Annotated in this window: 12 protein-coding genes; 8 read left to right on the forward strand and 4 right to left on the reverse strand. The window is 72.4% G+C overall.

Features of this window, described 5'->3' with window-relative positions; all coding sequences use genetic code 11:
* The 3 genes from adh to Q0444_RS00125 all read left to right on the forward strand — a co-directional run.
* The coding region (gene adh, locus Q0444_RS00115) for an aldehyde dehydrogenase (RefSeq protein ID WP_299020339.1) at positions 1 to 1047 on the forward strand (1047 nt) is incomplete at its 5' end.
* Positions 1047 to 1463, forward strand: coding sequence for a DUF779 domain-containing protein (locus tag Q0444_RS00120; protein ID WP_291084360.1), 417 nt, complete (start codon positions 1047 to 1049; stop codon positions 1461 to 1463). The genes adh and Q0444_RS00120, both read left to right, overlap by 1 nt.
* Before the next feature lie 45 nt (positions 1464 to 1508).
* Positions 1509 to 2138, forward strand: coding sequence for a hypothetical protein (locus Q0444_RS00125; RefSeq protein WP_291084357.1), 630 nt, complete (start codon positions 1509 to 1511; stop codon positions 2136 to 2138).
* A 7-nt stretch (positions 2139 to 2145) separates the two neighbouring features.
* On the opposite strand, the gene Q0444_RS00130 is transcribed toward Q0444_RS00125, so the two are convergent.
* A complete protein-coding gene (locus Q0444_RS00130) occupies positions 2146 to 3711 on the reverse strand; it encodes an FMN-binding glutamate synthase family protein (protein ID WP_291084353.1) in 1566 nt (521 codons plus the stop codon).
* Positions 3712 to 3744: 33 nt separating this feature from the next.
* Here Q0444_RS00130 and Q0444_RS00135 point away from each other — a divergent pair, with 33 nt between their 5' ends.
* The 3 genes from Q0444_RS00135 to Q0444_RS00145 are packed head-to-tail and all read left to right on the forward strand — an operon-like array spanning position 3745 to position 5308.
* Complete coding sequence (locus Q0444_RS00135; RefSeq protein ID WP_367179733.1) at positions 3745 to 4452, forward strand: LuxR C-terminal-related transcriptional regulator; 708 nt, start codon at positions 3745 to 3747, stop codon at positions 4450 to 4452.
* 34 nt (positions 4453 to 4486) lie between these two features.
* Complete coding sequence (locus Q0444_RS00140) at positions 4487 to 5170, forward strand: acyl-ACP thioesterase domain-containing protein (RefSeq protein WP_299020349.1); 684 nt, start codon at positions 4487 to 4489, stop codon at positions 5168 to 5170.
* Between the two features lie 15 nt (positions 5171 to 5185).
* The gene (locus tag Q0444_RS00145; RefSeq protein ID WP_299020352.1) at positions 5186 to 5308 is read left to right on the forward strand and encodes a hypothetical protein; all 123 of its coding nucleotides are present in this window, start codon (positions 5186 to 5188) and stop codon (positions 5306 to 5308) included.
* On the opposite strand, the gene Q0444_RS00150 is transcribed toward Q0444_RS00145, so the two are convergent.
* The gene (locus Q0444_RS00150; RefSeq protein ID WP_291084347.1) at positions 5291 to 6412 is read right to left on the reverse strand and encodes a glycerate kinase; all 1122 of its coding nucleotides are present in this window, start codon (positions 6410 to 6412) and stop codon (positions 5291 to 5293) included. The genes Q0444_RS00145 and Q0444_RS00150 overlap by 18 nt on opposite strands.
* A gap of 81 nt (positions 6413 to 6493) precedes the next feature.
* Between Q0444_RS00150 and Q0444_RS00155 the strand changes: the two genes are divergently transcribed.
* Positions 6494 to 8002, forward strand: coding sequence for an AAA family ATPase (locus tag Q0444_RS00155; RefSeq protein ID WP_299020355.1), 1509 nt, complete (start codon positions 6494 to 6496; stop codon positions 8000 to 8002).
* 4 nt (positions 8003 to 8006) lie between these two features.
* On the opposite strand, the gene Q0444_RS00160 is transcribed toward Q0444_RS00155, so the two are convergent.
* Positions 8007 to 9158, reverse strand: coding sequence for a DUF4185 domain-containing protein (locus Q0444_RS00160; RefSeq protein ID WP_291084340.1), 1152 nt, complete (start codon positions 9156 to 9158; stop codon positions 8007 to 8009).
* A 75-nt stretch (positions 9159 to 9233) separates the two neighbouring features.
* Here Q0444_RS00160 and Q0444_RS00165 point away from each other — a divergent pair, with 75 nt between their 5' ends.
* Positions 9234 to 9776, forward strand: coding sequence for a hypothetical protein (locus tag Q0444_RS00165; protein ID WP_291084337.1), 543 nt, complete (start codon positions 9234 to 9236; stop codon positions 9774 to 9776).
* On the opposite strand, the gene Q0444_RS00170 is transcribed toward Q0444_RS00165, so the two are convergent.
* On the reverse strand, positions 9767 to 11104 hold the full coding sequence (locus Q0444_RS00170) for a DUF4921 family protein (protein WP_349679625.1): 1338 nt from the start codon (positions 11102 to 11104) through the stop codon (positions 9767 to 9769). The genes Q0444_RS00165 and Q0444_RS00170 overlap by 10 nt on opposite strands.
* Between the last annotated feature and the right edge of the window lie 498 nt (positions 11105 to 11602).

Here is an 11602-nt window from a genome sequence, read left to right on the forward strand (position 1 = left end):
GGCCAGATCATCCCGTGGAACTTCCCGATCCTCATGGCGGTGTGGAAGCTCGCCCCGGCCCTGGCGGCGGGCAACTGCGTGGTGCTCAAGCCGGCCGAGCAGACGCCGGCGTCGATCCTGTTCCTCATGTCCGTCATCGGCGACCTGCTCCCGCCGGGCGTGCTCAACGTGGTCAACGGCTTCGGCACCGAGGCCGGCAAGCCACTGGCCTCCAATCCCCGGATCCGCAAGATCGCCTTCACCGGCGAGACCACCACCGGCCGGCTGATCATGCAGTACGCCTCGGAGAACCTCATCCCGGTGACCCTGGAGCTGGGCGGCAAGAGCCCCAACATCTTCTTCGAGGACGTGATGGACGCCGACGACGACTACCGTCAGGCCGCGCTCGAGGGCTTCGCGATGTTCGGCCTGAACCAGGGCGAGGTGTGCACCTGCCCGTCGCGTGCGCTGGTGCAGAAGTCGATCTTCGACGACTTCACCGAACTCGCGATCGAGCGGACCGAGAAGATCACGCAGGGAAACCCGCTGGACACCGACACCATGCTGGGGGCCCAGGCCTCGAACGACCAGCTCGAGAAGATCCTGTCCTACATCGACATCGGCAAGCAGGAGGGCGCGGACGTCCTCACCGGCGGCGGGCGGGCCGAGCTGGACGGCGACCTCGCGGGCGGGTACTACGTGCAGCCCACCGTGTTCCGCGGCCACAACAAGATGCGGCTGTTCCAGGAGGAGATCTTCGGTCCCGTCCTCTCGCTGACCTCGTTCACCGACTTCGACGACGCCATGACCATCGCCAACGACACGCTGTACGGCCTCGGCGCCGGGGTGTGGTCGCGCAACGGCACCACCGCCTACCGCGCCGGTCGCACCATCCAGGCGGGCCGCGTGTGGACCAACACCTATCACCAGTACCCGGCCCACGCGGCGTTCGGCGGCTACAAGCAGTCCGGCATCGGCCGGGAGAACCACCGCATGATGCTCGACCACTACCAGCAGACCAAGTGCCTGCTCGTGAGCTACTCGGGCAAGCCGCAGGGCTTCTTCTGATGGAGGCCCCGCCGCGCGTCGTGGCCACCGGGCCGGCCGTCGAGCTCATCCGCGAGCTCATCGGCCGGCACGGCCCGGTGATGTTCCACCAGTCGGGTGGCTGCTGCGACGGGTCGGCACCCATGTGTTACCCCGACGGGGAGTTCCGCGTGGGCCAGCGGGACGTCCTGGTGGGGGAGGTGGACGTGGACGCCGACGACCGGACCGGGGTCCGCGTGTGGATCTCGGGCCCGCAGTTCGAGGCGTGGCGACACATGCAGATGGTGATCGACGCCGTCCCGGGCAGGGGCTCGGGGTTCAGCCTCGAGAACCCCACCGGGAGGCGGTTCCTGGCGCGGGCGAGGATGTTCACCCCGGAGGAGCTGGAGCTGCTCGAGGCGCACCCCCCGCTCCTCGGGGCGGACCTCGACGAGTAGCCCGATCCGCCCTGATCACGGGCGTCGCGGCGGTAAGGTTCGACCATGGATACCGACCGCGGGACCGCCATCGACCCCCTCGACGCCCAGGTCGAGTTCCTCACCCCCGCTTTGCGGGCCGACCTGCTGGAACGCTGGAACGAGCCGCAGCGCCGCTATCACAACGAGACGCACCTGCGGGCCGTCCTCAGGGCGGTCGACGCGCTGGAGGCGGACGGGGAGGCGTTCGACGGCACCGCGGTCCGGCTCGCGGCGTGGCTGCACACCGCGGTGTTCGACCCCACCGAGTCGGAGAACAACGACAAGTCGGCGGTCTTCACCGAGCGGGTGCTCGACCCGGCCGCCCCGGTCGAGGAGGTGTCGCGGCTGGTCCGGCTCATGGGCGGGCACCGCGTCGAGGGCGGGGACCTCAACGGAGCGGTCCTCTCGGACGCCGACCTCGCGGTGCTGGGGTCTGATCCCGACACCTATGACACCTACTCGCAGGACGTGCGCCACGAGTTCGCGCACGTGCCGGGCGAGCGCTTCGTGGCCGGGCGGATCGCGGCGCTGGAGGGGTTGCTCGAGCGGGGGTCGGTCTTCCGGACCCGGGCCGGGCGGGATCTGTGGGAGAAGCAGGCGCACGCCAACCTCAACCGCGAACTCGGACTGCTGAGGGCCGGCGCCGAGGGGTAGGTGCCGGTCAGAAACCGGGTGGGGTGTAGGCGGCGGTGTGCTCGGCGGCCCCGCTGGTGATCATGATCTCGGTGATCTCACCGCGCAGGGCCTCGCCGGGCAGGCCCCAGCCGCTCCGGTAGCCGTAGATCTCGGCGAGCGTGGCGGACGTCCGGGTGCCGTTGGCCAACTCCACGTCCTCGGGACCGATCAGCGAGGGGTGCGGGACCCCGACCGCGCCGGAGAGCTTGATCAGTTCGCGGCGCAACGAGCGCAGGTAGGAGGCGCAGCGCACGGCCTTGTCCGTGGGGTCCACACCGCGCGTGAGCCAGGGGTGCTGCGTGGCGATCCCCGTGGGACACCGGTCGGTGTGGCACTTCTGGGCCTGGATGCAGCCGATCGAGAGCATGGCCTCGCGACCCACGTTGATCATGTCCACGCCGAGCGCGAACGCCACCGCCGCGTTCTCCGGGATGCCGAGTTTGCCGGAGCCGATGAACACCACGTCGTCGGAGAGCCCCGCCTCGGCAAAGATCCGGTAGACCCGCGGGAAGCCCAGCCGGAACGGCAGGGAGACGGCGTCCGTGAAGACCAGCGGCGCGGCGCCGGTCCCGCCCTCGCCGCCGTCGATGGTGATGAAGTCGACGCCGCGGTCCCGCGGCACCATCGCGGCGGCCAACTCCTCCCAGAAGACCAGGTCGCCGACCGCCGACTTGATGCCGACGGGAAGTCCGGTGCGCTCGGCGATCTCCTCGACCAGGTCCAGCATGGAATCGACGTCTCCGAACGCGGTGTGCCGGGAGGGGCTCGCGCAGTCCCGGTCCTTGGGGATGCCTCGGATCCCGGAGATCTCGTCGGTGATCTTGGCCGCCGGCAGCAGGCCCCCGAGCCCGGGTTTGGCGCCCTGGCTGAGCTTGATCTCGATCGCCCGCACGGGGTGAGTCCGGGTGAGCGCGACCAGCTTGTCGATGTCGAAACGGCCGTCGTCGTCCCGGACCCCGAAGTAGGCGGTGCCGATCTGGAAGATCAGGTCGGCGCCGTTCTGGTGGTACGGGCTCAGGCCGCCCTCGCCGGTGTTGTGCAGGGCTCCCGCGAGGGCCGCGCCGCGGTTGAGCGACTCGATGGCGGGGGCGGAGAGGGCCCCGAAACTCATCCCGGAGATCGAGACCAGCGATTCCGGCCGGAAGGCCCGGGCCCGACCCCGGGCGGCCCCGAGGACCTTGGCGGCCGGGAGCGTGAGGTGTTCGCCCGAGTGGCTGTGCGCGGACACGGTGACCCCGGTGAAGGTGCGCTGCTTGAGTATCGGGTACCCCTCGAGGAACTCGATGTTGTTGTCCGTCCCGAAGCCGAACGTGGTGGCCCGGCCCTCGGCCGACTCGTAGACCCAGCTGCGCTGGTCCCGGGTGAACGGCCGCTCCTCGTCGTTGCCGGCCACGATGTACTGCCGCAGTTCCGGCCCGAGCGAGGTCAGGGCCATGCGCGCGTGGCCGAGGACGGGGTAGGTCCGCAGGATGGGGTATCTGGTCTGCCGCAGGTCCGCGGCAGCGAGGGCGGCCAGGGCGGCGACGGGGGCACCGAGGAGCCACTTGCGCATATCGACCTCCGGGGTCTGTTCGGGGCCTTCATCATGTCCCACATCGGGCCCCGGGCCCGGTGGATCGGCGAGGACGCCCCGCGCGGCGGTCCGGTCCACGTGTCGTACGGTGGGTCCATGCCGGTCCGGGTGACTGTGGTCAACGACTACCTCGTGGTGGTGGCCGGCGTGTACGCGTTCCTGGCGCCCTACGGCGACCGCATCGAGATCGTGGAGACGGACACCGTCCACAGCGGTCCCGCCGTGGTCGATGTGGCCCTGTACGACACCTTTGCCGCGCCCGTCGGCAAGCACGCCCGCCTGGCCGCGTTGCTCCGGGATCCCACCGTCGGGGCGGTGGCCGTCTACTCGTTCGCCACCGATCATCAGGCGGTGAGCGACAGCCTCGCGATGGGCGCCCACGGGTTCCTCGCCAAGTCCCTGCCCGCACGGGAGTTGGTCCACGGCATCGAGCAGATCGCAGCCGGGAGCCGGGTGACGATGCTGGGTCCTGGGCGGTCGGTGATGGGCGCCGACCGGTGGCCGGCCAAGGAGGCGGGCCTGTCCGCACGGGAGGCCGAGGTGGTCGGCCTGATCGTCCAGGGGCACTCGAACGAGGAGATCGCGTCGAGCTGCTATCTCTCGCTCAACACCGTCAAGACCTACATCCGGACGGCCTACCGGAAGATGGGGGTCACCACGCGGGCGCAGGCGGTGGCGTGGGGCATCGCCCACGGACTCAAACCGGACCGGACGCTGTGACTCTGGGATAGGGCTCTCGGGAGGGGGAGGTCCGATGAGAGACGCCGTGCACGACCCTGAACCGACACCACTGCCCCGGCCGCCCTCGCCGGGATCGGGCTACTCCTCCACGCGCAAGGTGCGGACCGGCGACGTCGATCCCCAGCGGAGGTTGCGGTTGGACAGCATCGCCCGGTACCTCCAGGACATCGCGACCGATGACCTGGAGGCCGCCGGCCACGCGGAGACCGACCCGTACTGGATCGTGCGCAGGACCGTGATCGACGTGATCGAGCCGATCACCTGGCCCGCCACGGTGCACCAGCAGCGCTGGTGCTCGGGACTGTCCTCGCGCTGGGCCAACGTCCGTGTGCGGATGACCGCCACGCACGAGACCACACCCTTCAGCCCCCGGACGCAGCCTGACGGGCTGGTGGAGACGGAGGCCTTCTGGATCAACGTCAACGCCCAGGGGGTGCCCACCCGGATCAGTGAAAACGGAGTCGCCACCCTGGCCGCGACGACGGACGTCCACCGCCTGCGGTGGACCGCGATGACCGCGGCCCGGCCAGCCCGGGTTCCCGGGGAGGATGAGCCGGAGGACCGGGTCCACGTCCTGCGCAGTACGGATTTCGACCCGCTGCAACACCTCAACAACGCCGCCTACCTCGCAGCCGTGGAGGACGAGCTCCTGCTCCATCCCGACCTGCTGCGACACCGTCATCGCGCGGTGATGTAGTACTACCGCCCCGTGGTGGCGGGCGCGACCGTGACGGTCAGGCGGAGGCGGAGCGGGGACACCCTGCAGCTGTGGATGTCCGTCGACGACCAGGTGGCGGCCGCCGCCACCGTCACGGGCTCAGGGGAGCACGCGTGAGATGACCTCCGCGGCCACCACCTCGAGCAGCGCGCCCGCGTTGGCCATCGACCTGGCCAGGTCCGGCTCCACCTCGGTCAGCGCGGCGGCGGCGACGAACCCGGCCTCGGCCACGCGGTCGGCCTCCAGGTCCAACCGGCCGCACACCGCCACCACGGGCACGGCGTGGGAGCGGCACAGCGCGGCCACCCCCATGGGCGTCTTGCCGTGCATGGTCTGGTCGTCGAGGCGGCCCTCGCCGGTCACCACCAGGTCGGCGGCGGACACCACGTCCTCCAGCCCGGTGAGGGTGCCGAGCACCTCGAAGCCGGGGTCGAGGCTCGCGCCGAGCACCTCGCGCGCGGCAAAGCCGACACCGCCGGCGGCACCGGAACCCGGCGCGTCGGGGTCCGTGTCGAGCCCCTGGGCGCGCAGGACCTCGACCAGGCGGGACAGTCCCGCCTCGAGGTCGTCGACCTCCCGCGGCAGCGCGCCCTTCTGGGGCCCGTAGACCCGGGCCGCGCCCAGTGGGCCGAGCAGCGGGTTGTCGACATCGCACGCCACGCGGATGCGGGAGGCGCGGACGGCGGGGTCCAGTCCGCCCAGCTCCACGCGGTCGAGGTGGACCAGTGCGCCACCGCCGTCGGGGAGGTCGACGCCGGAGGAGTCGAGGAAGCGGGCGCCCAGCGCGGAGAGCATCCCGGTGCCGCCGTCGGTCGACGCGCTTCCGCCGATGCCCAGGTGGATGTTGCCGCGGCCCGAGCGCAGGGCGGCCAGGATGACCTCGCCGACCCCGCGGCTGGAGGCCTCGAGTGGGCGCATCCGCCCACCCGGCAGCCGCAGGAGGCCGCAGGCGTCCGCCATCTCGACGAAGGCGGTGTCCGGATCGATGGCGGCGAAGGAGGTCTCGACGGGCCGACCGGTGGGGCCGGAGACAGTGACGGGGATCCGCCGTGCGCCGCCGGCGACCATCACCTCGAGGCTGCCGCCCCCGCCGTCCGCCACAGGGCGCTCGACCACGTCGGTGTCCGGATGGGCCCGGCGCGCACCCTCGGCGGCGTGGTGGCACGCCTCGATAGCGGTGAGGGAGCCCTTGAAGGCCCCGCAGGCCACGACGATGGTCACGACTGCATCATCCCCCATGGTGTCCGCGGACACACGACGGCCCGGGGGTCGCGGCGGGACCCGCCTGCCTAGGCTGGGGTCATGCACACCCGCGGAGGCTCCGAACCCCCGGCCGGCGGACGGCCGGCCATCGTCGAGACGCACAGCTCTCTCATCGTGCTCTGGGCCGACCAGGCCCACAAGATCCGGAAGCCGATCGACCTCGGGTTCCTGGACAACCGCACCGTCGCGGCACGAGGCGAGCAGAGCCGTCGGGAGGTCGAGCTCAACAGCCGCCTGGCCCCCGACGTGTACGGGGGGGTGCTGGAGGTCCGGGGTCCCGACGGCGAGGTGATCGATCACGTGGTCCGGATGCGCCGGCTGCCCTCGCACCGGAGCCTGGACTCGCTCGTCCGGTCGCGGTCGGCGGGCACCGCCCCGGAGGGCCGTCCGGACCTGGTGGACGGCGTCCGCGAGGTGGCCCGGCAGTTGGACCACCTCCACGCGGCGAGCCCCCACACGGAGGACATCGACGCCGCGGGCGGCCGGGACGCGGTGGCCGGACTGTGGCGGGACTCGGTAGACCACCTGCGGCGCCTGAGCGTGGGCGAGGACGCGCCGGAGATCGTCGACGACATCGAGCGACTGGCGGGGGAGTACCTCCGCGGCCGCGGTCGGCTGCTGGAGGCCCGCATCGCCGCGGGCCGGATCGTCGACGGGCACGGGGACCTGCTCGCCGCCGACGTCTACCTCGAGGACGACGGCCCGCGGGTGATCGACTGCCTCGAGTTCGACGACCGGCTCCGGTTTGGCGACGCGATGCTCGACGCCGGGTTCCTGGCGATGGACCTGGACAGGGAGGGGGCCCGGGACCTCGCCGTGGAGTTCCTCCGGGCCTACCGGGACTTCTCCGGAGACGACGCGCCGCCGTCGCTGGTCCACCACTACATCGGGTACCGTGCGCTGGTCCGGGCCAAGGTCACCGCGATCCGGGCGGGACAGGCGGGCGACGGCGGCGGCGCCGACGCCCGGCACGCCCTCGAACTCGCGGACGCCGCCGTCGACGCGCTGCTGCGCGCCCGCGTGCGACTCGTCCTGGTGGGGGGCGTGTCCGGGTCGGGCAAGTCCACGCTGGCCGCGCCGCTGGCCGAGTCGCTGGGCGCCGAGCTGCTGCGGTCGGACGTCCTGCGCCCCGGGGTCCCCGCCGGCGGCGACCGCTACTCGGAGGAGTCCGTCTCGGCCGTTTACGCCGGGATGCTCGGGCGAGCCGCGGAGCTGCTCGCGCTCGGCCGCAGCGTCGTCCTGGACGCCACCTGGCTCGATCCGCGGCGCCGCGCCCGCGCCGAGACCGTGGCCGCGGACGCCCACGCGGAACTGGTCGAGGCCTCCTGCACCGCGCCCCGGGAGGAGCTGGTGCGGAGGATCCTCGACCGCGCCGACGCCGGCGCCGACCCGTCCGAGGCCACGGTGGAGGTGCTCGACGCGCAACTGGCCGACCTGCCGCCGTGGCCCGACGCGATCGAGGTCGACACCACGGAGCTGGACGTGCGCGACGCCGGCGCCGTGCGGGCGTGGGCCGGGCGGGTGCTGGGCCCCCTGCCCTGGGCCTGAGGCGTCAGCGGCCCGGCGGCCGCGGGATCGACCCCGTGAACTGCATGGACCGGTACGGCCAGCCGGCCGGGCCGGCCGCCGAGTCGTGGGTGTTCCACTGGCTCACCACGATGTGCCACTCCTCCGGCGTGGACCCGGGGACGGGGCAGCCGCAGTAGAGCTGGGCCACGCGGGCGGGCCCGGTGGCGGGGTCGGTGCCGTCGGACTCGTCGCCCCACGCGCAGCCGGGCACGAGCGTGGTGTGGGCGGTCACGGTCCGGTCCATGAGGTCGGCCCCGATGTGCGGAAAGGTGAGGCAGTCGATCCGGTAGTGCTCGGCGTCGAAGTAGGTCAGGGTCCAGAAGTCCTCGCACCGCCGCAGGTACATCTCGCCGATCCGGCCGGGCAGGACGATGGTCGTGGGGTTGCCCCAGCCCCAGGCGCCCCTGCGGTAGCCCCAGGTCTGCCAGCCACCGACGTCCGGGTCGCCGAGATGCTCCTCCCGGACCCGCATGAGGATCACGCCCTTGTCGCGCTGGAACCCGGTGGACAGCACGTAGACGTGGCCGTCGCCGCCCGTCTCCCAGGTCCACAACTGGCGGTGGCCGCCCTCGAGCCGCGGGGAGAACACGGCCCCGGTGGGCTCCCACGTGCGGCCGTCGTCGGTCGAGCGGTGGATCTCGGTGCGGGTGACGGTGCCGAGCCCCTCGTTGACCATGACGTGCAGGTACATGGTGTCGCCGACGGTCAGGACGTCGCTGGGCAGGACCGTCGAGCAGCCCCGGCCGTGGACGTAGTCGACCAGCTGGGCGGCGTAGTCGCGCGGTCCCGGTCCGGCCGCCTCGGACCAGATCACGCCGCTCGTCGGGTCGGTGGTGTCGGAGAACAGGGCCACGGGGGACCGCCAGTCGGGGTTGCCGGGCCCGGGTCGCTCGTCGGTGGTGGGCGCGCACTCGGCGATCCCCGGGTGGGGGCGACCCACGTGGGGGGCCCCCATCCCGGCGCCGGCGAAGGTGTCCCCGAACACCGCGAGCAGGCGCCCGGAGGGCGTCCGGGCGAAGATCCCCAGGTCCGTTCCCTCCATGCCGAACCCGGTCGTGATCCCCGGCCCGGTGAGGTCGCGGACCTTGCGGGTGCCCGGGCGAGCGGTCGTGGTCTCAGGCGACGAGTCCGTCATGTCGTCGACGCTACCGCGTGACGATCCGGTGACGGTCCGGGCGCGGCGGCATCGGGTCCGCGTATCGTCGTCCGGGTGACCCACCCCTTCCCGCGGGCCGGGCGAGAGCTCGTGCCCGGCCACTGGACCGCCCCCGCGGCGGTCGTGGCGCTCGGGTGCGCGCTCGCCTGGATCATCGTGGGATTCGGCCACGGCCTCCCGCTCGCGGCGCTCGCCCTGGCGGTGGCCGGCGTCGTGGCCCTGCGGAGTTCCCCCCTCCGGGTGAGCGGACACGAACCGTTGCAGGCGGTCCGGGGTGCGGCCGGCCGGGGCAACACCGTGGTGGTGCTGTGGCGTCCCGGCTGCCCGTACTCCGCGGCGCTGCGCCGGCGAGCCGCACGCGAGGGGTTGGACGTCCACTGGGTCAACATCTGGCGGGACGAGGACGCCTTCGAGCTGTGCCGCAGCATCAACGACGGCGCGGAGGAGACCCCCACGGCCGTGCTGCTGGATCCGACGGCCGCCGGGCCCGTCGTGATCCCGGCCTCGGTTCCGGGGATCCGTGAGGCCATCACCGGTGCGCTGACCACGGGACGGACCGGCGAACCTCGTCGTCGTCGGTCATCCTCTCACCCGTAGCGCAGTGACCCCCGCACGTCCCCACACTCCGCACCGAGCGCCATCTCGGCGATCCGACCCTCCGCCCGCAGTCCGGACAGCCGAGACGCCACGCGCTCCCGGAGGGCCCAGGGGTCGATCGTGTTGATGTAGATCCCGGTCGAGCCCTCGAAGCCGGCCGGGTTGGAGATCCGCCACTTGAGCACGATCCGCCAGGGCATGGCCACGCCGACGCCCGGCGGCCGGGTGTGCCACTCCTCGTTGCACGGGACCAGCGGACCGGTCGCGGCGTGGCACGCGTGCACCAGGTCCGAGACCCCGCGCAGCTCCTCCGGCGTGTGCTCCCACGGTTCGCTCGCCGCGGATCGCGAGTAGATCACCAGCGCGGGGTAACGGTGCCCCACCCCGACCACGGCCACCGCGTGCTCGTTGGCCGCCAACACCAGGCCCTCGGCGGCCGCGTGGTCCACCCCGAGGGCGTTGTACAGGTCCGGTTCCCGCGTGAGGGCGACCAGCTCGCGCCCGGTCTTCACCGGGATCTCGTCGATCGCCACCAGCTGCTTGTGCAGGTGCGCGAACGACGCCCCCGCGGGCTTGAGCCAGTTCTGGAACACCGACACGTACCGGGCGTGGGGATTGTCGCGGTACAGGCCCCGCATGGCGCGGACGCTGAAGTCGATGAACCTCTCGTGCTCGGCCGGGGTGAGCGAGCCCGAGGACGCGTGCCGGTCGGTCCTGGTGGCGCCGTCGGTGAGGTGGCGCCGGGCCACCACCACGTCGTGGCAGCCGCCGAAGAAGCTCTCGGAGTGTCGGGCCAGCGTGGCGGCGTCCATCGAGTCGACGGCCGCCGGATCGCCCTGGGCGGCGGCGATGCGGGCGCGGACCAGCGCGCGGACGTGCTCGGCCCCGGCCGCCGAGGCCAGGTAGGCGACCTGGTGGGCGGCCGCGCGCTCGGAGATCCGGTAGCCGTGGACCGCCTTCCAGTAGTCCAGCGAGACGATCTCGAAGAGGTTGCCGAAGAGCCGGAACTCGGGGGTGGTGGCGTCGAGGTCGTCCGCGGGGACCTCGTCGAGGACCGTCCACCCGTCCCCGTCCCCGTCCCGCACCAGCCGCGACTTCTCCGGCGTTGTCTCGCGCAGGCGGGTCACGCAGAACGCGCAGTGCGCCTCCGGAGCGCCGGGATCCACCGCGGCGACGCGGTCGGGGGCGAGGTCGATCGGCCGGTTGCCGCGCCCGGGCACCGTCCAGACCTCCGTGCCGGTGAAGGGATTGATCTGTTTGACGGTGCCGTCCGCCATCCGGCGCAGCGGTGGGACCGGGGGCGAGGCGGCAGCGGGTGTGGTGGTCACCCCGGCGAGCCTAGGTGGTCGTGGTGACGGGATGACGACGACGAGGTGACGCCCCCGCCCGGCCGTCGACACCGTCTCGGTAAGCCCACCGGCGCTTGCGTTCTCGGCGGCGCGGCCGCGCGGACCGGTGGCACTGTGACCCGGGCAACAATAACCTGTGGGCCGGCGATGACAGTGCCACGAGGCGTACCCGCACCGTGGCGCACGCCCTACCGACGCACGAAGGGGAACGAACATGACATCGAACCGCCCACTCCACCTACGCCTCGCGGCCGTCAGTGGAACCGCACTTCTCGCGATCGCAGGTTCCACCGGTGCCTCCCATGCCCAGGGCGCTGGACTCGACCTCGGTCTCGGCGCTGCGGTAGAAGGGTCACTCGGGGCCCTCGGACTCAACGTTGAACTCGCCGCGGCGCTTGGTTCGTCTGGCGGTGGCGGCAGTCCGCTCCCCCCGGCTTCGCTGGATCAGTTGTCGTCGGGGTCCGGTGAAGGGTCCGG

The organism is uncultured Dietzia sp., from assembly GCF_937873725.1.
Classification (GTDB): Bacteria; Actinomycetota; Actinomycetes; order Mycobacteriales; family Mycobacteriaceae; genus Dietzia.